This window comes from Actinokineospora iranica (genome assembly GCF_900101685.1).
GTDB classification, from domain to species: Bacteria; Actinomycetota; Actinomycetes; order Mycobacteriales; family Pseudonocardiaceae; genus Actinokineospora; species Actinokineospora iranica.
The window spans coordinates 147,329-170,784 of sequence record NZ_FMZZ01000008.1 but is presented as its reverse complement, the minus strand read 5'-3'; the positions used below and the strand labels follow the sequence as shown (position 1 = coordinate 170,784).

The 23,456-nt window shown below is 70.9% G+C and carries 23 protein-coding genes; 13 read left to right on the top strand and 10 right to left on the bottom strand.

Annotation, left to right across the window (positions count from 1 at the left end):
- Positions 1 to 40: 40 nt before the first annotated feature.
- The gene (gene glpD / locus BLS56_RS17905) at positions 41 to 1,786 is read right to left on the bottom strand and encodes a glycerol-3-phosphate dehydrogenase (RefSeq protein ID WP_228771727.1); all 1,746 of its coding nucleotides are present in this window, start codon (positions 1,784 to 1,786) and stop codon (positions 41 to 43) included.
- Positions 1,787 to 1,988: 202 nt separating this feature from the next.
- Here glpD and BLS56_RS17900 point away from each other — a divergent pair, with 202 nt between their 5' ends.
- Together BLS56_RS17900 and glpK are read left to right on the top strand one after the other, a co-directional pair.
- Positions 1,989 to 2,729, top strand: a complete 741-nt coding sequence (locus BLS56_RS17900; RefSeq protein ID WP_091452449.1) for an MIP/aquaporin family protein — start codon at positions 1,989 to 1,991, stop codon at positions 2,727 to 2,729.
- A gap of 29 nt (positions 2,730 to 2,758) precedes the next feature.
- On the top strand, positions 2,759 to 4,273 hold the full coding sequence (glpK, locus tag BLS56_RS17895) for a glycerol kinase GlpK (RefSeq protein ID WP_091452445.1): 1,515 nt from the start codon (positions 2,759 to 2,761) through the stop codon (positions 4,271 to 4,273).
- A 609-nt stretch (positions 4,274 to 4,882) separates the two neighbouring features.
- Here glpK and BLS56_RS17890 read toward each other — a convergent pair.
- Positions 4,883 to 6,283, bottom strand: coding sequence for an NAD(P)H-quinone dehydrogenase (locus tag BLS56_RS17890; protein WP_091452065.1), 1,401 nt, complete (start codon positions 6,281 to 6,283; stop codon positions 4,883 to 4,885).
- A 136-nt stretch (positions 6,284 to 6,419) separates the two neighbouring features.
- Here BLS56_RS17890 and BLS56_RS17885 point away from each other — a divergent pair, with 136 nt between their 5' ends.
- Positions 6,420 to 6,881: a gamma-glutamylcyclotransferase family protein gene (locus tag BLS56_RS17885; protein ID WP_091452063.1), complete on the top strand. Its 462-nt coding sequence runs from the start codon at positions 6,420 to 6,422 to the stop codon at positions 6,879 to 6,881.
- 97 nt (positions 6,882 to 6,978) lie between these two features.
- Positions 6,979 to 7,548 carry an AMIN-like domain-containing (lipo)protein gene (locus BLS56_RS17880; RefSeq protein ID WP_091452060.1) on the top strand — a complete coding sequence of 190 codons (570 nt, stop codon included), beginning with the start codon at positions 6,979 to 6,981 and terminating at the stop codon, positions 7,546 to 7,548.
- 48 nt (positions 7,549 to 7,596) lie between these two features.
- On the opposite strand, the gene BLS56_RS17875 is transcribed toward BLS56_RS17880, so the two are convergent.
- The 5 genes from BLS56_RS17875 to BLS56_RS17855 all read right to left on the bottom strand — a co-directional run bounded on the left by BLS56_RS17875 (position 7,597) and on the right by BLS56_RS17855 (position 14,663).
- Entirely contained in the window at positions 7,597 to 8,901 is a 1,305-nt protein-coding gene (locus BLS56_RS17875; protein ID WP_091452058.1) for a M20 family metallopeptidase, read from the bottom strand.
- Between the two features lie 379 nt (positions 8,902 to 9,280).
- Positions 9,281 to 9,544 carry a hypothetical protein gene (locus tag BLS56_RS17870; protein ID WP_091452055.1) on the bottom strand — a complete coding sequence of 88 codons (264 nt, stop codon included), beginning with the start codon at positions 9,542 to 9,544 and terminating at the stop codon, positions 9,281 to 9,283.
- A gap of 43 nt (positions 9,545 to 9,587) precedes the next feature.
- A complete protein-coding gene (gene meaB / locus BLS56_RS17865; RefSeq protein WP_407640529.1) occupies positions 9,588 to 10,610 on the bottom strand; it encodes a methylmalonyl Co-A mutase-associated GTPase MeaB in 1,023 nt (340 codons plus the stop codon).
- Positions 10,603 to 12,783 (bottom strand): methylmalonyl-CoA mutase, encoded by a 2,181-nt coding sequence (gene scpA, locus BLS56_RS17860; protein WP_091452054.1) that lies wholly within the window; start codon positions 12,781 to 12,783, stop codon positions 10,603 to 10,605. Before scpA ends, meaB begins: the two co-directional genes overlap by 8 nt.
- The gene (locus BLS56_RS17855; RefSeq protein ID WP_091452051.1) at positions 12,780 to 14,663 is read right to left on the bottom strand and encodes a methylmalonyl-CoA mutase family protein; all 1,884 of its coding nucleotides are present in this window, start codon (positions 14,661 to 14,663) and stop codon (positions 12,780 to 12,782) included. Before BLS56_RS17855 ends, scpA begins: the two co-directional genes overlap by 4 nt.
- 111 nt (positions 14,664 to 14,774) lie before the next feature.
- Here BLS56_RS17855 and BLS56_RS17850 point away from each other — a divergent pair, with 111 nt between their 5' ends.
- The 3 genes from BLS56_RS17850 (at position 14,775) to BLS56_RS17840 (ending at position 17,476) form a co-directional block, all read left to right on the top strand.
- Entirely contained in the window at positions 14,775 to 16,418 is a 1,644-nt protein-coding gene (locus tag BLS56_RS17850; protein ID WP_267463926.1) for a serine/threonine-protein kinase, read from the top strand.
- A gap of 78 nt (positions 16,419 to 16,496) precedes the next feature.
- On the top strand, positions 16,497 to 16,886 hold the full coding sequence (locus BLS56_RS17845; RefSeq protein ID WP_091452048.1) for a hypothetical protein: 390 nt from the start codon (positions 16,497 to 16,499) through the stop codon (positions 16,884 to 16,886).
- 14 nt (positions 16,887 to 16,900) lie between these two features.
- A complete protein-coding gene (locus BLS56_RS17840) occupies positions 16,901 to 17,476 on the top strand; it encodes a DUF3558 domain-containing protein (RefSeq protein ID WP_091452047.1) in 576 nt (191 codons plus the stop codon).
- Here the strand turns inward: BLS56_RS17840 and BLS56_RS17835 are convergent, their stop codons facing one another.
- On the bottom strand, positions 17,477 to 18,136 hold the full coding sequence (locus BLS56_RS17835; RefSeq protein WP_091452045.1) for a MerR family transcriptional regulator: 660 nt from the start codon (positions 18,134 to 18,136) through the stop codon (positions 17,477 to 17,479).
- 83 nt (positions 18,137 to 18,219) lie between these two features.
- On the opposite strand from BLS56_RS17835, the gene BLS56_RS17830 reads away from it, so the two are divergent.
- Genes BLS56_RS17830 through BLS56_RS30705 form a run of 5 tightly spaced genes read left to right on the top strand, consistent with a single transcriptional unit; the run spans position 18,220 to position 22,193 of the window.
- Positions 18,220 to 19,092 (top strand): hypothetical protein, encoded by an 873-nt coding sequence (locus BLS56_RS17830; protein ID WP_139190793.1) that lies wholly within the window; start codon positions 18,220 to 18,222, stop codon positions 19,090 to 19,092.
- Complete coding sequence (locus BLS56_RS17825; RefSeq protein WP_091452039.1) at positions 19,092 to 19,523, top strand: ABA4-like family protein; 432 nt, start codon at positions 19,092 to 19,094, stop codon at positions 19,521 to 19,523. Before BLS56_RS17830 ends, BLS56_RS17825 begins: the two co-directional genes overlap by 1 nt.
- A gap of 9 nt (positions 19,524 to 19,532) precedes the next feature.
- On the top strand, positions 19,533 to 20,345 hold the full coding sequence (locus BLS56_RS17820; RefSeq protein WP_091452036.1) for a purine-nucleoside phosphorylase: 813 nt from the start codon (positions 19,533 to 19,535) through the stop codon (positions 20,343 to 20,345).
- Positions 20,342 to 21,985, top strand: coding sequence for a phospho-sugar mutase (locus BLS56_RS17815; protein WP_091452033.1), 1,644 nt, complete (start codon positions 20,342 to 20,344; stop codon positions 21,983 to 21,985). Before BLS56_RS17820 ends, BLS56_RS17815 begins: the two co-directional genes overlap by 4 nt.
- A 10-nt stretch (positions 21,986 to 21,995) precedes the next feature.
- Entirely contained in the window at positions 21,996 to 22,193 is a 198-nt protein-coding gene (locus BLS56_RS30705; protein WP_139190791.1) for a hypothetical protein, read from the top strand.
- Positions 22,194 to 22,208: 15 nt separating this feature from the next.
- Here BLS56_RS30705 and BLS56_RS31530 read toward each other — a convergent pair whose 3' ends face one another.
- Positions 22,209 to 22,385, bottom strand: a complete 177-nt coding sequence (locus tag BLS56_RS31530; protein ID WP_175482901.1) for a hypothetical protein — start codon at positions 22,383 to 22,385, stop codon at positions 22,209 to 22,211.
- Positions 22,386 to 22,661: 276 nt separating this feature from the next.
- Complete coding sequence (locus BLS56_RS17805) at positions 22,662 to 22,922, bottom strand: DUF397 domain-containing protein (protein WP_091452026.1); 261 nt, start codon at positions 22,920 to 22,922, stop codon at positions 22,662 to 22,664.
- A gap of 15 nt (positions 22,923 to 22,937) precedes the next feature.
- Between BLS56_RS17805 and BLS56_RS17800 the strand changes: the two genes are divergently transcribed.
- Positions 22,938 to 23,390 (top strand): flavodoxin family protein, encoded by a 453-nt coding sequence (locus tag BLS56_RS17800; RefSeq protein WP_091452023.1) that lies wholly within the window; start codon positions 22,938 to 22,940, stop codon positions 23,388 to 23,390.
- Positions 23,391 to 23,456: the final 66 nt, after the last annotated feature.

Below are 23,456 nucleotides of genomic sequence, written 5' to 3'. Positions count from 1 at the left end.
ACCTGGCAGGGCAGGGTGCGGCCTGCCGGGTGGAAGGGGGTCAGGCCACCGGGTCGGTCAGGTGGGGGCGGACTTCGGGGGCGGTGGAGCGGGTGGCGTCGGCGGCTTGGTCGTCGGGTTTGTTTTGGGAGGCGCGTTCGGCGGCTACGCGGGATAGGTAGTTGTCGATTTCGGCGGTGATGGTGGCTTCGGGCCAGTTGAGGGAGGTGGCCATGAGGGTGGCCACCTGGTGGGCACAGTCTTCGCCGCGGTGGGGGTATTCGATGGAGATTCGGGTTCTGCGGGCCAGGACGTCTTCCAGGTGCAGGGCCGCTTCGTGGCTGGTGGCGTAGACGATCTCCACACGGAGGTAGTCGGGGGCGGCGTCTACGGGTTTGAGGAGGTCCGGGTTGTCGTCGGCCAGGGCCAGGACCTCGTGGACCAGGGAGCCGTAGCGGTCCAGCAGGTGGCGGACGCGGTAGGGGTGCAGGCCGTGGCGGGCCGCCAGGAGGTCCGCCTGGTTGACCAGGGCGTGGTAGCCGTCGGCGCCCAGGAGGGGGACCTGGTCGGTGATCGACGGCTGGAGTCGGCCGGGGAGGTCCACCGCGGCCGCGTCCACGGCGTCGGCGGCCATGACCCGGTAGGTGGTGTATTTGCCGCCCGCTATCGCCACCAGGCCGGGGGCCACCCGGGCCACGGCGTGCTCGCGGGACAGCTTGGAGCTTTCCTCGCTCTCGCCTGCCAGCAGGGGGCGCAGCCCGGCGTAGACGCCTTCGATGTCGCCGTGGGTCAGTGGGGTGGCGAGGACCTTGTTGACGTGGTCGAGGATGTAGTCGATGTCCTGCTTGGTCGCCGCCGGGTGGGCCAGGTCCAGGTTCCAGTCCGTGTCCGTCGTGCCGACTATCCAGTGGTTGCGCCACGGGATGACGAACAGCACGGACTTCTCGGTGCGCAGGATCAGGCCGGACTCCGCGACGATCCGGTCGCGGGGGACGACGATGTGCACGCCCTTGCTGGCCCGCACCCGGAACCGGCCCCTGCTGCCGGAGGCGCGCTGCATCTCGTCGGTCCACACGCCGGTGCAGTTGATCACCGCGTGCGCCCGCACCGCCGCTTCCGCGCCGTTCTCGACGTCGCGGACGCGGACGCCGGAGACTCGGTCGGCTTCGCGGGTGAAGCCGACGACCTGGGTGGAGGTGCGGATCACAGCGCCGTAGTGGGCGGCGGTGCGGGCGACGGTCATGGTGTGGCGGGCGTCGTCGGCCTGGGCGTCGTAGTAGCGGATGCCGCCGATGAGGGCGTCGCGCTTGAGCGCGGGCGCTAGCCGCAGGGCGCCCGCGCGGGTGAGGTGCTTCTGGCCGGGGACCGACCGCGCGCCGCCCATGCTGTCGTAGAGGAACAGGCCCGCCGCCGTGTAGGGGCGCTCCCAGCCGCGGTGGGTGAGCGGGTAAAGGAAGCTGACCGGCTTGACCAGGTGCGGGGCGAGGCGGGTGAGCATCAGCTCGCGTTCCCGCAGTGCCTCGCGGACCAGCCCGAACTCCAGTTGCTCCAGGTAGCGCAGGCCGCCGTGGAACAGCTTGCTGGACCGGCTCGACGTGCCGGAGGCCAGGTCGCGCGCCTCGACGAGGGCGACCCTGAGCCCACGGGTGGCCGCGTCGAGGGCGGCGCCAGCGCCGACGATCCCGCCGCCGATCACCACCACGTCGAATGTCTCGTCGGCCAACCGCCGCCAGGCGTGTTCCCGTTCGGCCGGGCCGAGCCTGCCGCCGGTCTGGTCCACCGTGGAACCCGGCTTGTGGTTGACCACTGTCCGTCTCCCCTGCCGCCTGCGGACAACCCGACGAGGCCAACGCTACCGGCAACCTGCTAATGCGGCATTCGGCCCATGGACAGCTTTACCGCCGCGGCGGTAGCGTCCGATTCCACTTTGGGTAGGCAGTGGCGCCACCCGTTCCAGGCCCCTGCCTGCCCCTCGCTACCTGCGCGCGGGGGAGACCGACACTGTGGAGTTGACCTTCGGGGAGATCCTTCTCTGGGAACTGCTGGGCACGGCCGCACTGACCCTTCTCGGCTGCGGTGTCGTCGCGAACACCGTTCTGCGCAAGTCTCTCGGCTTCCAAGGCGGGTGGCTGCTGGTCACCTTCGGGTGGGGTCTCGCGGTGTTCACGGGCGCGAGCATCGCCGCGCCGAGCGGGGCGCACCTCAATCCGGCGGTCACGATCGGCCTGCTCGCGGCGGGCAAGACCGACCTCGCCGACGTCCCGGCCTACTTGACCGGGCAGCTGGCGGGCGCGTTCATCGGGGCCGTGCTGTGCTGGCTCACCTACAAGCTTCAGTTCGATACGCACGACGAGCCGGAGAACACCCTGGGAATCTTCGCGACCGCACCGACCGTGCGCCGTCCGGCGTGGAACCTGGTCAGCGAGGTCATCGGCACCTTCGTGCTGGTCCTGTGGGTCCTGACCAGCCCGACGGTGAAGCTGGGCGAGGGCGGTCTGCCGCAGTTCGGCAACTCCGCGCTCGGCTACGCCGCGGTCGCCTTCGTGGTGATCGGCATCGGAAATTCGCTGGGCGGCCCGACCGGCTACGCGATCAACCCGGCGCGTGACCTGGGCCCGCGGATCGCCTACGCCGTGCTGCCTATCCGCGGCAAGGGCGGCGCGGACTGGGGCTACTCCTGGGTGCCGGTCGCGGGCCCGCTGGTCGGCGCCGTGGCAGCGGGCCTGCTGGCGCAGGTCCTCCCGTCCTGATCGACGCAAGAGCAACGAGAGGCATGAGCATGACCAAGTACGTGGCCGCCGTCGACCAGGGCACCACTTCGACCCGCTGCATGATCTTCAGCCACGCGGGCGAGGTGGTCGCGGTCGACCAGCGTGAGCACGAGCAGATCTTCCCGCGCGCCGGGTGGGTCGAGCACAACCCGGCGGAGGTGTGGGAGAACACCCGGGCGGTCGCCGCTGGCGCGCTGGCCAAGGCGGACCTGGACGCGTCCGACATCGCCGCGGTCGGCATCACCAACCAGCGCGAGACGGCCGTCGTGTGGGACCGCGCTACCGGCAAGCCGGTCTACAACGCCATCGTCTGGCAGGACACGCGGACCGACCGCATCGCCGCCGAACTGGGCAACCTGGGCGGCGGACAGGAGCGCTACCGGGCGAAGACAGGGCTACCGCTGGCCACGTACTTCTCCGGTCCGAAGATCCGCTGGATTCTGGACAACGTAGACGGCGCGCGGGAGAAGGCCGAGGCGGGCGACCTGCTCTTCGGCAACATGGACACCTGGGTGCTGTGGAACATGACCGGCGGCGTCGACGGCGGTGTGCACGTCACCGACCCCACCAACGCCTCGCGCACGCTGCTGATGGACCTGTCGACCCTGTCCTGGGACGCCGAGATCGCCGCCGAGATGGGCGTGCCGCTGGCGATGCTGCCGGAGATCCGGTCGTCCTCGGAGGTGTACGGCAAGGTCCGCGAGCGGGGCGCGCTGGCGGGCGTGCCGATCGCGGGCATCCTCGGCGATCAGCAGGCCGCGACGTTCGGGCAAGCCTGCCTGTCCCCCGGCGAGGCCAAGAACACCTACGGGACCGGCAACTTCGTCCTGCTCAACACCGGCACCGAGCGGGTGATGAGCGAGAACGGCCTGCTGACGACGGTCTGCTACAAGATCGGCGAGCAGGCGCCGGTCTACGCGCTGGAGGGCTCGATCGCGGTCACCGGGTCGCTGGTGCAGTGGATCCGGGACAACCTGGGCATGATCAGCACGGCCGCGGAGATCGAGGAGCACGCCCGCGCGGTCGAGGACAACGGCGGCTGCTACTTCGTGCCCGCCTTCTCCGGCCTGTTCGCCCCGTACTGGCGCTCGGACGCCCGCGGCGCGATCGTCGGCCTGACCCGGTTCGTCACCAAGGGCCACCTGGCGCGCGCGGTCCTGGAGGCGACCGCGTTCCAGAGCCGCGAGGTGATCGAGGCGATGAACGCCGACTCCGGCGTCCCGCTCACCTCGCTCAAGGTCGACGGTCGCATGGTCGGCAACGAGTTGCTGATGCAGTTCCAGGCCGACATCCTCGGCGTCCCGGTGATCCGGCCGGTGGTGGCCGAGACGACGGCGCTGGGCGCGGCCTACGCGGCGGGGCTCGCTGTCGGCTTCTGGGAGAGCGAAGACGACATCCGCCGCAACTGGGCGCGGGACAAGCAGTGGACGCCGTCGATGGCCGAGGACGAGCGGGAACGCACCTACCGGCAGTGGAAGAAGGCGGTCACCCGGACCTTCGACTGGGTAGCCGACGAGGACTGACCGCACGAGAACTGAGCGAACGAGAACTGAGCGAACGAGGACCCAACGCCGATGACTCAACCGCCGATGACCACTGAGACCTGAGGACCACTCACCGACGAGGACTGACCACCCTCGCCAGACGCCCCCGCGCACGCGCCTGCGCGGGGGCGTCCTTGTCGAGTGGCGGCAAGTCAGGCGATCAATCGGAATCGGTTTCGGAAACGACGTTGTTACCCGACCGGAAAGTTATGACGCATAACCGCCGACCAATTCCCCGACCTGGTCTTGCCTCAGGTCCCCGCGCATTGTCTACGCAGCAAGAGCGGCGCCGGTTGCGGTATCCGCAACCTCGGGACCTGCCCGATTCCGCCGCAGCGTGGGCAGAAATCGCGGCGGTTCGGCGCGAGCCCGGATCCTAGGCACTCCGGGCATTCAGTGCGACGCGACATGGTGGCCTCCGTAACGGTTTGACCCTTCAGGGGTACCGGCCCAGTAGATTGTACGAAAGACGGGCCTCCGTTTTTCACCCATTCACTCAGGTAAATGGTTACAGAACGACGACATCGGACGTACACAGTACGCACGATTGGGTGGTTACGATCTCAAAGTACCCCGAAAGGGGACGACTCAGTCGAGGTCGTCGTGCCGCATGAGCTGGCGGCCCGCTTCGGTGATCGAGCCGGAAAGGGACGGGTAGACCGAGAAGGTCAGCGCCAGGTCGTCCACGGTCAACTGGTTCTGCACCGCCAGCGCGATCGGCAGGATCAGCTCGCTCGCGCTCGGCGCGACGATCACGCCGCCGATGACCACACCGGTGGCCGGGCGGCAGAACAGCTTGACGAAGCCGCGCCGCAGCCCCTCCATCTTGGCCCGCGCGTTGGTGGCCAGCGGCAGCATGACGGTGCGCGCGGGCACCTCGCCGGAGTCGATGGCCTGCTGGCTGATGCCGACGGTGGCGATCTCCGGGTGGGTGAACACGTTCGCCGCGACGGTCTTGAGCTTGATCGGGGCCACGCCCTCGCCCAGCGCGTGCCACATGGCGATGCGGCCCTGCATGGCCGCGACGGAGGCGAGCATGAGCACGCCGGTGCAGTCGCCCGCGGCGTAGATGCCCGGGACGCTGGTGCGGGAGACCCGGTCGACGGTGATGAACCCGCCGGAGCCGAGTTCGACGCCGACCTTCTCCAGGCCGATGTCGGCGGTGTTGGGCACCGACCCGACGGTCATCAGCGCGTGGCTGGCGCGGACCGTCTCGCCGCCCCTGAGGTGCACCACGACGCCGGTGGCGTCGCGATCGATGCGCTCGGCGCGGGCGTGCTTGACCAGGGTGGTGCCGCGCTCGGCGAACACGCCCTCCAGCACGGCCGCGGCGTCGGCGTCCTCGTGCGGGAGCACCCGGTCGCGGCTGGAGATGACGGTGACCTTGACGCCCATCTCGATGAACGCCGAGGCGAACTCGGCTCCGGTCACCCCGGAGCCGACCACGACCAGGTGCTCGGGCAGTTCCTCCAGGTCGTAGATCTGCCGCCAGTCCAGCACGCGCTTGCCGTCGGGCTCCGCGCCCGCGATGACCCTGGGGGTCGCCCCGGTCGCGATCAGCACGACGTCGGCGTCGATGACCTCGGTGGTGTCGCGGGAGGTGACCGCGACCCGGTGCGCGGCCATGCCGGTGCGGTCGTCGCAGAAGCGGGCGTGGCCGTGCACGACCCGCACGCCCTCGCGCTGCACGCGGTTGCGGATGTCGGCGGACTGCGCCAGCGCCAGGCCCTTGACCCGGCCGCGCACGACCGGCAGGTGCACCGTGGAGTCGACGTCGTCGACGCCGATGCCGAGTTCGTCGGCGTCGCGGAAGGCGACCCGGGCGCCAGCGGAGGCGATGAACGTCTTCGACGGGACGCAGTCGTAGAGCACGCACGCGCCGCCGAGGCCGTCCCGCTCGACCACGGTGACCTCGGCGCCGTGCTGCGCGGCGACCAGGGCTGCCTCGTACCCCGCCGGACCCCCGCCCATGATCACGATCCGGGTCACAGCAGCTCCTCTTCCTCGCGCGACGTCCGCGGACACGGTACGCGGGCCGGTCGCGGCCGGTGCCGGGTGGCCGCGAAAAGGTGATCCGCCGCGCGGCTCCCTGCCGTTGATCCGGTGTGTCGCTAGGCTGTCCGACGTGCCGCTCTACGCCGCCTACGGGTCGAACATGGATCCGGGCCAGATGATGCAGCGAGCCCCGCATTCGCCAATGGCGGGGACAGGTTGGCTCGTCGGATGGCGGTTGACGTTCGGGGGTGAAGACCTGGGGTGGGAGGGCGCCCTCGCCACCATTGTCGAGGACCCCGACTCCCAGGTGTTCGTCGTGCTCTACGACGTCACCGACGACGACGAGGTCAACCTCGACCGATGGGAGGGCTCCGAACTCGGGCTGCACTCGAAGATCCGATTGCGGGTGCAGACGCTGGAGGGCTCGGTGCTGGCCTGGCTGTACGTGCTCGACGCGTACGAGGGCGGGCTGCCCTCCGCGCGCTATCTGGGGGTGGTCGCCGACGCGGCGGAGGCCGCGGGCGCGCCCGCGGACTACGTGGCGAACCTGCGCATCCGCCCGTGCGGGGGCATCGGCCCGGCCACCAGCTGACTCAACCAGACAGTGTGTCGCACGTCTCTTGTGGTAAGTCGCGTTCGCGGCTGATCACTCGCCGAACGGTGTTCGGCCTGCGCGAGGAGAGACCGACATGCTCAGACGAAGAACCTGGACCCGCGCCCTCTCGGCCGTGACCGCCCTCGCCGCGGCGGCTGTGGTGGCGGTCGCCGTCCCGTCGTCCGCCTCGGCGACGCCGGGATTCTGCGGCATCGCGTGGGGTTCGCTGCCGAAGACGGCCTCGGCCACCGAGGTGGGGGCGCTGACCGACGTGCGGGCGGGCAGGCACGACTGCTACGACCGGCTGGTCCTCGACATCCGCGCGCCCGGCTCGAACGGCTACCGGGTGTCCTATGTGGACCAGGTGACCCAGGACGGGTCCGGCGCGGTCGTGCCGCTGCGCGGCGGCGCGAAGCTCGCCGTCATCGCCGTGGCCCCGGCCTATGACGACAGCGGCAACTCGACTTACACGCCGGTGAACCGGGCGGAGTTGGTGAACGTCGCGGGGTGGCCGACGTTCCGCCAGGTGGCGTGGGCCGGGAGCTTCGAGGGTGAGACGACTGTCGGGCTGGGCGTGCGGGCCCGACTGCCGTTCCGCGCGTTCGTCCTCGACGGACCTGGCGACGGGTCGCGCCTGATCGTGGACGTGGCGCACTTCTGGTGACAGCGCGGGTGATCGGGGAAGCTCGTGTGGGGGGAGCTTCCCCGGTCCTCACGCGAGCGCGGCGAGCGCGGTGTGGGTCATGACGCGGATGCCGGTGAACAGGGCGCGTTCGTCCAGCTGGAACGTCGGCTGGTGGATGTCGTGCATGGGGCCGTCGCCGGACCAGACGCCCAGCCGCATGAACGAGCCGGGGATGTGTTCGAGGTACCAGCCGAAGTCCTCGCCGCCGGAGGACTGCTTGGTGCCCGCGAGCGCGTCCTCGCCCAGCGCGGCCTCGATCGCGGTGCGCAGGACCTGCGTGCTCTCCCGCTCGTTGATGACCGGCGGCACGCCGCGGCGGTGCTGCAACTCGAACCCGACCCCGGTGGGCGCCAGCAGGGACTGCACCAGGCCCGCGACCAGCGGCTCCAGGTCGGCCCAGACGTCGTGGTCGCCGGTGCGCAGGGTGCCGCGCAGCAGGCCGTCCTGCGGGACGGCGTTGGGCGCCTCGCCCGCGTGGACCGCGCCCCAGACCAGGACGGTGCCCGAGCGCGGGTCGATGCGCCGGGACAGCAGCGCGGGCAGGCCGGTGATCACCGTGCCCAGCGCGTGGACCAGGTCGGCGGTCAGGTGCGGGCGCGAGGTGTGCCCGCCGGGCGAGGTGAGGCGCAGTTCCAGCAGGTCGGTGGCCGAGGTGATCGCGCCGACCCGGGTGCCGACCCGGCCGACTTCCAGCCGGGGGTCGCAGTGCAGGCCGAAGATCCGCTCGACGCCCGCGAGGCCGCCAGCGGCGATGACGTCGAGCGAGCCGCCGGGCATGACCTCCTCGGCGGGCTGGAAGATCAGCCGGACCCGGCCGGGCAGCGCCGGGGCAGAGGCCAGGATGATGCCGGTGGCCAGCAGGATCGTGGTGTGCGCGTCGTGGCCGCAGGCGTGCGCCGCGCCGGGTGTGGTGGCCGCGTAGGGCAGTCCGGTGGCCTCGGTCATGGGCAGCGCGTCGATGTCGGCGCGCAGCGCGATGCAGCGCTCGCCCTCGCCGACGTCGCAGATCAGGCCGTTGCCGTTGGGGAGCAGCTGCGGCTGCAGGCCGAAGGACTTGAGCAGGCCCGCGACGAGCTCGGTGGTCGCGAACTCCTGCCGGGAGAGCTCGGGGTGCGCGTGGATGTGCCGGAACCAGGCCACGACGTCCGCCGCGTTGGCCGCCAGCCACTGGTCCAGCCACTCCGGTCCGCGCCCCGCGCCGAGATCTTCCACAGTGGGCATAGTGACCCCACCTGGAGTGATCAGCACGGCAGAATCGGCGGCCGGGGCGGCGGCGCGGCTGCCGCGGCCGCTGTCGAAGGGCAGGTCAGGCCGGGAATCAAGCACTGTCACGCGGCCCTCCGGGCGTCGTGTCGTTCTCGGTTGCTGTCTCCATTTGCAGTAATCGTGCCGCATCGGCACTACAGGTCCCTACGGACTGTGACCCCGAACGGTCCGCGGTAGCGCATCTGCGGTAAACGGGCGCGTGGTGTTCGGCTTGGCTATCAGGGTGATCAAGACGATCGGCGCATACTCTGAGCCAAGCTGCACAGGACGGTGCGTAAGCGAGCGAACGTGGTATCACGGTAGGCCGACGGCCGCGGGCACTCGTTCGGGTCGCGGTATCGGGGAACCGGCGGCAGGGGACCCGCTGCGCCACGACCCGCCTCCGCTTCCCCTGGTCGCGTCCGGTTGCCGCCACCCGGGTGGCGGCAACCGGTGACCGGCGGGGTCAGCCCTTCTTCTTGCGTTTGGCCCGAATCTGGTGGCCGTAGACCACGATGCCCAGCAGCGCGACCGCCACCACCCCGACGACCAGCTTGTTCTTGTCCTTGGCCACGTCGGCCTCGGAGGGCTGGTCCGGGAGGTCGACGCTCGGGGCGGTCGTGGTCGGCGGTTGCGCCAGGCCGGTGGCCGAGGCAGGCGGGGCGGCACCGAAAAGTACGACGATGCCGAAGAGCGCTGCGAGCAACAGCCGAGTCGCGCGGACGGACAAGTGCCGGCCCTCCTGGGTCAGGGAAGATGAGGCTCGCACCAGGTTAGTCGGCCCGCTCCGGCTCCGCGAAGGCCGAAAGGATCTTCTCAGCCGCCAGGGTCGCGGTGAGCTGCCCGGCGCGCACCTGGCGCTCGACCTCCGGGGTGAGGGAACGCACGGCCGGGTGGTCGTGCAGGCGGGTCAACAGGGTGTCCTGGACCATCGCCCAGGTCCAGTCGACCTGCTGGCGGGTGCGCTTCTCGGCCAGCTCCCCGGTCTCGGACAGGGCCCGGTGGTGCTGCTCGATCTGGGTCCACAGCGCGTCCAGGCCGATGTTCTCCTGGCCGCTGCACGTCAGCACCGGCGGGTTCCAGCTCGCGTCCGGGGAGCGCAGCAGCCGCAGCGCCCCGGCGAGCTCGCGGGCGGCCTTCTGCGCCTCGCGGGCGTGGTCGCCGTCTGCCTTGTTGACCGCGATCACGTCGGCGAGTTCCAGGACGCCCTTCTTGATGCCCTGGAGCTGGTCGCCGGTCCTGGCCAGGGTCAGGAACAGGAAGCAGTCGACCATGTTGGCGACCGTGGTCTCGGACTGGCCGACGCCGACGGTCTCCACCAGCACGATGTCGTAGCCCGCGGCCTCCATCAGCACGATCGTCTCGCGGGTGGCCTTGGCGACCCCGCCCAGCGTGCCCGAGGTGGGCGACGGGCGGATGAACGCGGCCGGGTCGACCGCCAGCCGCGCCATCCGGGTCTTGTCGCCGAGGATGCTGCCGCGGGTCCGGGTGGACGACGGGTCGACGGCGAGCACGGCGACCTTGTGCCCGGCCGAGGTGAGGTTGCTGCCCAGCGCGTCGATGAAGGTCGACTTGCCGACGCCGGGGACGCCGGTGATGCCGACCCGGTGCGCGCCGCCCGCGTGCGGGAGCAGCTCGACCAAAAGCTCTTGGGCGAGCGCGCGGTGGTCGGCGCGGCGGGACTCCACGAGGGTGATCGCCCGGGACAGCAGGCCGCGGTCCCCGGCGAGCACCCCCTTGGCGTACTCGCTGACGTCGATGGGCTTGCCGGTCGGCTGGCCTGTTGACTCAGCCAAGCTCGTGCCCGTGCTGCTCGGCGAGCTTGCGCAGCAGTTCCGCCGCGGCGTCGGCGATCACCGTGCCGGGCGGGAAGATCGCCGCCGCGCCCGCCGCGCGCAGCTCGTCGAAGTCCTGCGGCGGGATGACGCCGCCGACGACGATCATGATGTCGTCGCGGCCCAGCCCGGCCAGCTCCTCGCGCAGCGCGGGCACCAGGGTGAGGTGGCCTGCGGCGAGCGAGTTGACCCCGACGATGTGCACGTCGGCCTCGACGGCCTGGCGCGCGACCTCGCCCGGGGTGGAGAACAGCGGGCCCACATCGACGTCGAAGCCGAGGTCGGCGAACGCGGTCGCGATCACCTTCTGGCCGCGGTCGTGGCCGTCCTGGCCCATCTTGGCGACCAGGATGCGCGGCCTGCGACCCTCGGCGTCCGCGAAGGCGTCAACCACCTTGCGTGCGTCCTCCACATTGGACACCTGACCCACCTCGTCGCGGTACACACCGGAAATCGTCCGGATCTGGGCGGCGTGGCGGCCCCAGACCTTGCCCAGCGCCTCGGAGATCTCGCCGACGGTGGCCTTCTCGCGGGCCGCGTCGATGGCCAGCTCCAACAGGTTTCCGTCGGAGTCCGCGGCCCGGGTGAGCGCGTCGAGCTTGCGCGCCACGGCGTCGTTGTCGCGTTCCTCGCGCAGCCTGCGCAGCTTCTCGATCTGCTGCGCCCGCACGCCCGCGTTGTCGACCTTGAGGACGTCGATCTGCTCTTCTTCCGCCACGCGGTACTTGTTGACACCGATGACCGGCTGCCGCCCGGAGTCGATGCGGGCCTGGGTGCGCGCGGCGGCTTCCTCGATGCGCAGCTTGGGAATGCCCGCGTCGATGGCCTGCGCCATGCCGCCCGCGGCCTCGACCTCGCTGATGTGGCCCCACGCCTTGCGGGCGAGCTCGTAGGTCAGGCGCTCGACGAAAGCGCTGCCGCCCCACGGGTCGATGACCCGGGTGGTGCCGGATTCCTGCTGGAGCACCAGCTGCGTGTTGCGGGCGATGCGCGCGGAGAAGTCCGTGGGCAGCGCCAGCGCCTCGTCCAAGGCGTTGGTGTGCAAGGACTGCGTGTGCCCCTGCGTGGCGGCCATGGCCTCGACGCAGGTGCGGATGACGTTGTTGTAGACGTCCTGCGCGGTCAGCGACCAGCCCGAGGTCTGGCAGTGCGTGCGCAGGCTCAGCGACTTCGCCGACTTCGGCTCGAACTGCTTGACCAGCTTGGCCCACAGCAGCCGGGCCGCGCGCATCTTGGCGACCTCCATGAAGAAGTTCATGCCGATCGCCCAGAAGAACGACAGCCGGGGCGCGAACCGGTCGACGTCCATGCCCGCGCCGCGGCCCGCCCGGATGTACTCCACGCCGTCGGCCAGGGTGTAGGCCAGCTCCAGGTCGGCGGTCGCCCCGGCTTCCTGCATGTGGTAGCCGGAAATCGAGATGGAGTTGTACTTGGGCATGTTCGCCGAGGTGTAGGCGAAGATGTCGGAGATGATCCGCATCGACGGCCGCGGCGGGTAGATGTAGGTGTTGCGGACCATGAACTCTTTGAGGATGTCGTTCTGGATGGTCCCGGCCAGCTTGTCCGGCGTGACCCCCTGCTCCTCGGCCGCGACGACGTAGAGCGCGAGCACCGGCAGGACGGCGCCGTTCATGGTCATCGACACGCTCATCTTGTCGAGCGGGATGCCGTCGAAAAGCTGGCGCATGTCGTAGATGGAGTCGATCGCGACCCCGGCCATGCCGACGTCGCCAGCGACGCGCGGGTGGTCGGAGTCGTAGCCGCGGTGGGTCGCGAGGTCGAACGCGACCGACAGGCCCTTCTGACCGGCGGCGAGGTTGCGGCGGTAGAAGGCGTTGGACTCCTCGGCGGTGGAGAACCCGGCGTACTGCCGGATCGTCCACGGCTGGTTCACATACATCGTCGGGTACGGGCCGCGCAGGAACGGCGCGATACCGGGGTAGGTGTCGAGGAAGTCCAGGCCCTCGGTGTCCTCGGCGGTGTAGACCGGCTTGACGCCGATGCCCTCCGGGGTCTCCCAGGCCAGCGCGTCCGCGTCCTTGCCGGTGCTCTTCAGCAGGGCTTCCTGCCACTGCGCGGCGCTGCCCGCGGTGGGCTCGCCAAGCTCGACTGCGGAGAAATCGGGGATACTCATGCGGTGACTCCCAGCGTCTCCAGGGTGGCGCGCAGGACCTGCAGCGCGTCGCAGCCGGTGAAGACGAAATCGTCCACTCCGGACCGCAGGTGGTCGTCGGACGGCTTGCCAGCCAACAGGACGCGGGTCGCGCCCGCCGCTTTCAGCTCCTCGGCGACCGGCCCGGCCAGCTCGCCGTAGGACTTCTCCGAGCCGCACAGGCACGCGATCGCCGCGCCGCTCTCGGCGAACCGAGCGGCCGCGGTCTCGGCGTCTGCGATCACCCCGCCCGACACGGTCTCGATGCCGCCCGCCTGGAACAGGTTGGCCGCGAAGGTGGCGCGCGCGGTGTGCGCGGCGACCGGGCCGAGGGTGGCGAGGAAGACCTTGGGGCGCGCGCCCCGCTCCGCGAATGTCCTATCGGAACGGTCGCGCAGTTCCTCGTACGCCTCGGCGTAGCGCACCGCGGGGAGCCCGCCGGTCGGCGCGGGCGGCTCCGGCTCGCGCACCGGGGACTTCTCCGCCAGGTTGGGGAACTCGCTGACGCCGGTGATCGCGTCCGCGCGGGTGGCCAGGTTCGCCGAGCGGGCCTGCCAGGTGGCGGCGAGCCGGTCGGCGACCAGGCCGGAGTCCAGCGCGGCGAGCAGCCCGCCCGCGCGCTCGATCTCGGTGAACCAGGCCCACGCCGCCTTGGCCAGCTCGTCGGAAAGCGTTTCCACGTACCAGGAACCGCCCGCCGGGTCGATCACACCGGCCAGTTTGGACTCTTCCAGCAGCACCGACTGGGTGTTGCGGGCGATGCGCCGGGCGAACGCGTCGGGCAGGCCGAGCGCGGCGTCGAAGGGGAGCACGGTGACCGCGTCCGCGCCGCCGACGCCCGCGCCGAAGCAGGCGAGCGTGGTGCGCAGCATGTTCACCCACGGGTCGCGGCGGGTCATCATCGCGGGCGAGCTGACCGCGTGCTGCCGCTGAGCCGCTGACGTGCCGCTGACTCCGCTCACAGTGGCGACGCGCGCCCAAAGCCGCCGCGCGGCGCGGAACTTGGCGATGGTGAGGAACTGGTCGGCCCCGGCCGCGTAGCGGAACTCAAGCTGCGCGGCGGCGGCGTCGACGCTCAACCCGGCCGCGGTGAGGGCCCGCAGGTAGGCGACGCCCGCGGCGAGGGACGCGCCCAACTCCTCGGCGTCGGACCCGCCAGCCTGGTGGAACGGCAGGCCGTCGACCACGATCGACCGCAGCTTCGGGTACTCGGCGGCGGCGACCGCGAGCGCGGCGGCCCCGTCGAGGTCGGCGCCGGAGTTGGTGCGGGTGTGGTGGCCGATCGGGTCGGCGCCCAGGTTGCCCTTGACCTCGCTGGCCGGGATGCCCTTGTCCGCGTGCAGCCGCAGCAACTCGTCGGCGGCTTCGCGGAACCGGGCGCCCGCGTCGAGGGTGACCGGCGCGAGGTCGAGGTAGACGTCCTGGAGGACGTCGCCGAGCGCGCCGACCGGCAGGCCGCCGTCGCCGACGACCAGCCACAGCGACGACACGCCGTTCTCCAGGTCGGCCAGCACCGCCTTGCGGGTGGCCTCCGGGTTCGGGTCGGCGTGCCGCTGCCGCACATCCCACCCGGTCGCGACGTGGCCCTCCGGGCGGCTGCCGCGCAGGAACGGCGGCAACCCCGGGTAACCGGCCGAGGGCGCGGCGCTGTCGGCGGTGTAGAGCGGGTTGACCACGATGCCGTCGTAGGTGCGGCTGCTCAGCAGCGTCTCGACCGGGTGGGCGTAGCCCTCCGGGATCGCGTCGGACTTGCGCAGCACGCCCTCGACCAGGTGTTGCCACTGCTCACGCGCGGCATCGTCGAACTCACCCGCGAGGATCAGGTCGTCCGGCTCGGCGTGCGGCGCGGAGGGGGGTGTCATGCCCCGCAATGCTACGGAAACCCGCGCTCAACACCAGGCGACGGACGTGTGAGGCTGATCGCGGTATCACTTTCACCCCGGCCCCACCGCCGCGTCGGCGACAATGGCGGTGTGTCCACCCCGGAACCCGCCGATCGCCTGGTCGCGGGCAGATACCGCCTGCGGCGGCTGCTCGGCCAGGGGTCGATGGGCACGGTCTGGGAAGCCTACGACGAGTACCTGCGCAGACCGGTCGCGGTGAAACAGGTGCGGCTCCCGCCCGGGGTGCCCCAGGCCCAGGCCGACGAACTCCGCGAGCGCACGCTGCGCGAGGCCCGCGCCATCGCCGTCGTCTCGCACCCGAACGTGATCACCCTGCACGACGTCGCGCTGGAGGACGACGAGCCGTTCGTCGTCATGGAGTTCATGGCCGCCACCAGCCTCGCGGAGTTGCTGAAGGCCAACGGTCCACTCGACACCACCCAGGCCGCGATCGTGGCGGACGCGGTGGCGGCAGGCCTGGCGGCGGCGCACAGCGCGGGCATCACCCACCGGGACGTCAAACCGGGCAACGTTCTCGTCGGCCCGGACGGGCGGGTCAAGCTGACCGACTTCGGCATCGCCCGCAACGTCTCCGAGCGCACCCTCACCCGCACCGGCGTCATGCTGGGCTCCCCCAGTTACATCGCCCCCGAAATCGCCTCCGGCGGCCAAGTCACCCCCCAGGCGGACCTGTGGGGCCTCGGCGCCACCCTCTTCGCCGCCGTGGAGGGCAACGCCCCCTACGACCCGGACGGCGCGGTGGTGGAGACCATCGCCAAGGTCGTCGACGGCGAGGTCCCCCAGCCCGCGCACGAGGGCCCGCTGCGACCGATCATCACCGGGCTGATGGTGAAGGACCCGACGGCCCGCCTGCCGCTGCGGGAGGTGCGGGAGCGGCTGCACCCGCTGCTGCCCGCGCCAGGAAGCCCGGCGTACCGAAGCTTCGCGGTGACCGAGGACACCCCGACGGTGGCGCCCAAGCCGATCACACCGCCGCCCGCGCCGCCGCCCGCGCCGCCCGGGGAGACGAGCGCGCCGCTGGCCCCCGCCCCCGGCCCCCTGCCGTTCGCGGCACCCCCGCGGCGGCCGGGCGCCGCGGCGCTGGCGGTCGCGGCGGTGCTGCTGTTCATGGTGGCCGCCGCGGCGGGCTTCGCCCTCACCCGCGTGGTCGGCGGGCAGGCCATCCTCCCGCCGGACCCGCCCCCCACCTCCCCACCCGCGTCGGCTCCCCTGCGCGACCTGGTGCCGCGCACGGCCGATGCCGCCACGCTCGCGGGGGAACAAGGCGGGGGATTCACCATTCCGGCGCCCGCGGACTGGGTGAAGTTCGTCGAGCAGCGCACCGCCAGAACACTGCCGAACAGCACTCGGGTGCACTGGGTGTCCCCGGACGGGGCGGCGGAATTGGTGGTCGAACGGTTTCCGAACTTCTATCCGAAACACACGGTCGGAATGTACGTCCGGGCGTTGGCAGGCCGCGTTCCCGGGTATCGGGTTGTCGGGGACATGCCGCTTCCCGATCCCGCCGTCCCGGAATCCGCCCGCCACATCACTTACCGGAGCGTGGAAACGGCCGCCGAGGGAAGCGACGTGAACCGGGTTTCGTTCGCGAACATCCTTCCGCGGTCCCAGGATCTCTGGGTAGTCAGCGTCACCGTCCCCATCGACCAGGAAGACTCCGGCAGACGAGACCTGTTCACCCGCATCGCCCCGGAGTTCCGGCCAAGCGGCTGAACTTCCCTTCCAGATTCCCGGATTCCCACCCGCGACCTCCCGCCGGTTGCTACTTTCGCCCCGACCAGGGGAGGACACTTGTACGTCGACAGAGGCAGCTCCGACTTCGCCGCCATCGGCTCGGGCATCAGCAACTTCCTCAACGCCGCCAAGAGCGGCAGCTTCGCCGTCAACGAACACGGCGGCCAGGCCCTCCTGCGGGCCGCCCGCGAGTTGCTCGACTGGTACGACGAGGAGCGACACCGCCTGGCCAGGCTGGCGGAGACGCCCCAGTTGGGATCGAGCAACAACGCGGAGATCATGAAGCCCCTATTGGTGTCAGTGGCCACCGATGAACAGGGCTTCCTGACCCAGTTGGCGGCGCTCCCCGCCGAACTGCTCAAGTTTCAGGAAGCGGTCAAGATCGCTATGGCAAACTACAAGCAGGCCGACGAGAACGCCGCGGGGAAACTCGACCAAGACGGGTAGGACGACAACCACCGATGATCGCGCCACTGTCCGCTGTCCGAGCAGCGGTGTTCACCCTGTTGCTGACCGTCGCGGCGTGTTCCACCGACACTCCGGGAACCCCGGTCCCTGGAGCGTCAACCTTCCCCACGGACACGACAACAGCACCCAAGCGGCCCACCAGCACCACCACCAAGCCCGCCGACAGCCCGCTGGCCGACATCGACCCCTGCGACCTGCTCACCGAAGAAGGCAAAACGCAACTCGGCGTCAGCGGCCCAGGCGAGCCAGACGACACCGGATCAGGACGAAACTGCGTCTGGCGGCTCCGAGGACCAGAACGCACCTTCATCTTCGATGCGGGAGTCAACGACAAATACGGTCTCAACGACCTACCCAGCGACCTCAACAACAAAGACCTCCCGCCCATCGGAGGCCGCAAAGCCGTGCAAACCAATCTGAGCGCCGGGCCTGGAACCTGCACCGTGCACATGTTCGTCACCGAGAGCACCCGAGCGTCCGCCCTGGTCGTCGCGGGCGACGACCAGGCCAAGTCCTGCGAACTGGCGCTCCAGATGGCACAGCTCATCGAGCCCCGACTGCCCCGCTGATCAGGCGGAATCCGGTTTCCGGCGGCCGTAGCGCTTGCCGGACTCGTTCGACTCGGCCAGGCGGCGCAGCGCCATCATGGCGGAATCGCCGAGAACCGTGCCGATGACGACGCTTTCGAGCATGTCGTCGACGGTGTTGGCCTGGGCCACGTAGTCCAGGTCGACCACCGCCACCAATTCCATGGCTTCGGCGTAGCGGCGGACGGCGTCGAGGAAGCGGCTGTGGCCCAGGGCCTGGGCGGTGACCAGGACGGTGGCCAGGGCGCCGACGGCGGGGTGGTCGGCCCCGCAAATCCAGTCGCGTTCGGCGATGAGGTCGACGACTTCCCGTTCCGCCTCGGCCTGGACGGCTTCGTCGGCGGGGTCGGGGATGGACAGGACCGCTTTCTGGACGGTGCCCATGAGCCGGTCGAGGTCTCGGGTCGGCATGTCCTCCGACGACGAGTCGACGGTGGCGAGGACGTCGCGGACGGCGGCGACGGACAGGCCGCCGACGTCGATGAGGGCGCGGACGAGGCGGAGGCGGTGGACGTGGGTCTCGTCGTAGAGCGCCTGGTTGGGGCTGGTGCGTTCGCCGGGGGGCAGCATTCCTTCGCGCAGGTAGTACTTGATCGTCGGCACCGCCACGCCGCTGCGCCTGCTCAGTTCCGCTATCCGCACACCGCTCCCCACGCTGGACACCCCTCGCCGACTAGTGTACTTATGGATAACAGACAGTGCTGCTATCCATATGAGGGGGAACCGTGCTGAGGACCTGGAACCGGCCGTTAGTGCTCTTCTCGGGGTTGATGGTCGGGTGGGGCGTGGCGTCGCTGATCGGGCTGATCGTGGACGACCGGGTGTTCCTCGGCGCGCCGATCTGGGCCAAGCCGCTCAAGTTCAGCGTTTCGTTCGCCCTCTACGGGCTCAGTTGGGCCTGGCTGGTGTCACTGCACCCGAAGCCGCCGCGCGCGCTGAACCGGATCGCGGTCGTGCTGGTGGCGACCTCGCTGATCGAGATGGTGATCATCACCGGGCAGGTGGTGCGCGGCACGGGCAGCCACTTCAACAGCCTCACCCCCTTCGACTCGATGCTGTTCCAGGTCATGGGCATCACGGTCGCGGTGCTCTGGGTGGGCACGCTGCTGCTGGCGCTGCGCCTGGGCGCGCGGCGGCTCGCGCCCGCGCCGGAACTGCTCGCGATCCGGCTGGGCATGGCGATCTCGCTGGTGGGGATGCTGCAGGCCGGGCTGATGGTGGCCAACGTCAGCGGCGTCGACGGCTTTGAGGGCGGGCACAGCGTCGGCGTGCCCGACGGCGGCCCGGGGATGTTCCTGACCGGCTGGAGCACCATCGGCGGCGACCTGCGCGTCGGGCACTTCATCGGGTTGCACGCGCTGCAACTGCTGCCGCTGGCCGCGATGCTGCTCCGCGGCCGCGCCGACGAGCGGTCCTCGGTCCGGGTGGTCTGGTCCCTCGGCCTGGGCTACGCGGGCCTGGTCGCGCTGGTCACCTGGCAGGCGCTGCGCGGGCAGCCGCTGATCGCCCCGGACTGGATCACCGGGACGGCGTTCGGCGTGCTGGCCGCGGCCGTGGCGGCGGGCCTGGCCAGCGCGCGGGCGAAGGCGGCGGCGTGATGGGGACGATGTTCGACCTGGCGTTCTGGCTCGCCGCGCCGTTCTGGGCGCTGATGATCCTGGCGCCGAAGTGGTCGTGGACGCGCCGGATCGTGGCGTCGCCGTGGATCGTCGCGCCGACGCTGGCAGTGTGGGCGGTGCTGGCCGTGCCGCGGTTCCCGGAACTGTGGGTGGAGGTGACCCGGCCGTCCCTGGCGGGGTTCGCGGCCTTCCTGCGCGACGACGGCGCGGTGGCGCTGATCTGGGCGCAGGTCATCGCGTGGGATTTGTTCATCGGGCGGTGGATGTACCTGGAGAGCAGGCGGCGCGACATCCACCCGCTGATCATGGGGCCGCTGCTGGTGTTCACCATCCTGCTGTCCCCGATCGGCTTCCCGGTGTTCCTGGCCCTGCGCAACCGCTTCCCGACGCGGGAACCCGCCGCCGCGTAAGCTCCCGTCGTGACCGGTACCGACTTCGACACAGACCCCCGCGCGGTCGCCGAGCAGGCGGCGAAAGCGCTTGCCGAGCGCACCGGGGCCGACTCCCACGACCTCGCCCTCGTGCTGGGCTCCGGGTGGCGGCCCGCCGCCGACCAGCTCGGCCCCGCCGAGGCCGAGGTGCCGATGGCGGACCTGCCCGGCTTCATCCGGCCGACGGTGGCGGGCCACGGCGGGACGATCCGCTCGGTCCAGGTCGGCGACAAGCGGGTGCTGATCCTGTTGGGCCGCACCCACGTCTACGAGGGCCACGGTGTGGCGCGCGCGGTGCACGGGGTGCGCACGGCGGCGGCGGCGGGCGTGCGGACGGTCGTGCTGACCAACGCGGCGGGCTGCCTCAAGGCGGGCGTGCGGGTGGGGCAGCCGGTGCTGATCAGCGACCACCTGAACCTCACCGCGAAGTCGCCGCTGGTGGGCGCGGAGTTCGTGGACCTGACCGATCTGTACTCGCCGCGCCTGCGGCTGCTGGCCCGCGAGATCGACCCGTCGCTGATCGAGGGCGTCTACGCGGGCCTGCCGGGGCCGCATTTCGAGACGCCCGCCGAGATCTCCATGCTGCGTGTGCTGGGCGCCGACCTGGTGGGCATGTCGACGGTGCTGGAGGCCATCGCGGCGCGGGCGGCCGGGGTCGAGGTGCTGGGGCTGTCGCTGGTGACCAACCTGGCGGCGGGGATGACCGGCGAGCCGCTGAACCACATCGAGGTCCTGGAAGCGGGCCGCGCGGCGGCGAGCACCATGGGCGGGCTGCTGCGCGAGCTGGTCGTCCGGTCGTGACCCGGCTCGCCCCCGACCTGCGCGACCGCGCGTTCCGCTGGCTCGCGGACGACCCGGACCCGGACAGCAAGCTGGAGCTTCAGCGGATCGTCGCGGCGGCCATGGGCGGCGACGCCGCCGCGGTCGACGAGTTGGCCGACCGGATGGCGGGACCGCTGACGTTCGGCACCGCGGGCCTGCGCGGCCCGGTTCGGGCCGGTCCCAACGGCATGAACCGCGCCGTGGTCATCCGCACGACGGCAGGCGTGGCGGCGTGGCTGGCGGCGCGGGGGCACGCGGGCGGGATCGTGATCGTGGGCCGCGACGCGCGGCACGGGTCGGCGGCGTTCCACGCGGACGCGGCCGGGGTGCTGGCGGCCGCCGGGTTCGACGTGCTGGTGCTGCCCCGGCCGCTGCCGACGCCGGTGCTGGCGTTCGCGGTGCGGTCGCTGCGCGCGGTGGCCGGGGTGATGATCACCGCGTCGCACAATCCGCCCGCCGACAACGGTTACAAGCTGTACGTGGACTCCGGCGCGCAGATCGTCCCGCCCGCCGACCGCGAGATCGAGGCCGCCATCGCGGCCGCGCCTGCCGCGATCTCGGTGCCCCAGGCCGCGACCTGGACGGCGTTGGGCACGGAGGTGCTGACCGCGTACCTGGACCGGGTGGCGAGCCTGCCCCGGGGCAGCGCGCGGGAACTGCGGGTCGCCGCGACGGCCCTGCACGGCGTGGGCGCCGGTCCGCTGGCGCTTGCCTTGCACCAGGCGGGTTTCACCGACGTCAGCATGGTCGCCGACCAGACCCAGCCCGACCCGGATTTCCCCACCGTGCCGTTCCCGAACCCGGAGGAACCCGGCGCGACGGACCTGCTGCTCGCCATGGCGTCCGAAATGGACAGTGACATCGCGGTCGCCCTCGACCCGGACGCCGACCGCTGCGCCCTCGGCGTCCGTGACCGCGACGGCGCCTGGCGGATGCTCTCCGGCGACGAAACCGGAGCCCTGCTCGGCGAGCACATACTGTCCACTTCAGACAGTGCTAGTCCTTTGGTGGCCAACACAATCGTGTCATCGTCATTGCTGGCGTCGATCGCAGCCGCCCACAACGCCCGCCACGCGGCGACGCTGACGGGCTTCAAGTGGCTGGTCCGCGCGGGCGACAACCTGGTCTACGCCTACGAAGAAGCCCTCGGCCACTGCGTCGACCCGGACTTCGTGCGCGACAAGGACGGCATCTCCGCCGCCGTCCTCGCCTGCGACCTCGCCGCCACCCTCCGCGCCCAGGGCCGCACCCTGCTCGACGCCCTGGACGACCTCGCCGTGACCCACGGCCTGCACCTGACCCGGCAGGTCTCGCTGCGGGTCACCGACCTCGGCCGCATCAGCGCCCTGATGGCCAGCCTGCGCGCCGCACCCCCCGACGAACTAGGCGGCGTGGCCGTCACAGCCGAAGACCTGCTCCCCCAGGCAGACGTGCTGCGCTACACGGGCGAGGGCGTGCGGGTGGTCATCCGCCCCTCGGGCACCGAGCCGAAAGCCAAGGCGTACCTGGAAATCGTCGCCCCGGTCCCCGACGCCGCCAGCCTCCCCACCACCCGCGCGACCGCGTCCCAACGACTCGACACCCTGGCGGCCGAGGTCGAAGACCTGCTGGGGGCCTAGCCCGTCGTAGGTGACCGCTGACTACGGCGAGACTCTCTCCGAAGGAAAGACTTCGGGCTCAGTGACCGACAACCGACGACTCGACAACGACGACAGCGAAGTCCCGTTGATCTGGCAGGACGCGATCGTCAAGACCGGCAGCCTCAACGCGGTGCTCCTCGCATGGTCCCGCCGGAAATCGGGTGCGCGGCGGAGCGGCCACGGCTGAGCATCTGACCGGTGGTCACCGGAGCGGGGAGTACAGCGGCACGTTGGGCACCAGGCCGGGTTTCATCCCCGTGTCGCTCTTGTCCGCGCACGGGGTGCAGAGCCGGACCATGACCGTGACCTCACCCGCGGTTGAGTCAGGCGTGACGCCCGGCGGCTCGGTGACCAGGTTTTTCGCGGCGGCTTCTGGCACTCCTACGACCCGGAGTCCGGCTATGGCCCACTCGCGGGGGCCGCGCCAGCCGATTCCGGTGTCCGTGCCTGTGGAACACACGACGCATGAGCCCCTGAAGGTTCCGTCCAGCCCGGCCATATGGCGTTCCCCTGGTATCCGATCGGATGTTGTCGCGAGAGTCGACAGTACCGGTATCAGAGTGTCATCGGTCGTTGCCCACGGTGTGCACCCGACCGGGTGACCGGCCTCGGCCGACCCCCCGCCTCCGGAGAGTCGGGGGCTTCTCGGTCGCCGTCAGCGGGCGAGGCCGCTGATCATTTCGCGCACCGCGGCGAGGTCCTGGCGCACCTCCACGCAGTTGATCTCGTCTGAGCGGAAAGACTTACGCCACTCACCACGGACAACCACGACCGCGTCACCGCCGCCACCCACCGGTTCCGCCAACTCGCCAAACAAGCCCTCAGCGAGGCCGACTCGCTGGCCCTCATCGAACGCGTGACGAACCATCACCTGCCCGACACCGGGTGAGGCGATACGATCGTGGGCGGCCGACACCGCTGGATGGGGACCATGCCGACACTGCTGATCGTCCACCACACGCCCTCTCCCGCGTTGCAGGCGATGTTCGAGTCGGTGCTGGCCGGGGCGAACGACCCGGAACTGTCCGAGGTCGACGTGGTGCGACGGCCCGCGCTGTCGGCCACCGCGTCCGATGTGCTGGCCGCCGACGGCGTCGTGCTGGGGACCCCGGCCAACATCGGGTATATGTCCGGCGCGCTGAAGCACTTCTTCGACACCATCTACTACCCGTGCCTCGACGCGACGCAGGGGCGGCCGTTCGGGTTTTACGTGCACGGGAACCAAGGCACCGAAGGCGCGGTGCGCAGCGTCGAGTCGGTGGCGAAGGGACTGGGCTGGACACCGGTCGCGGAGCCGGTCGTCGTCATGGGCGAGGCGAGCAAGGACGACCTCCAGCGGTGCTGGGAGCTGGGTGCCACCGTCGCGGCGCAGCTGCTGCCGTAGAGGTTTCCACCAAGCACTTCGGCAGTCGGTGGGCGCGCGCCATCACCGTCCGAATCGGACAGAGCA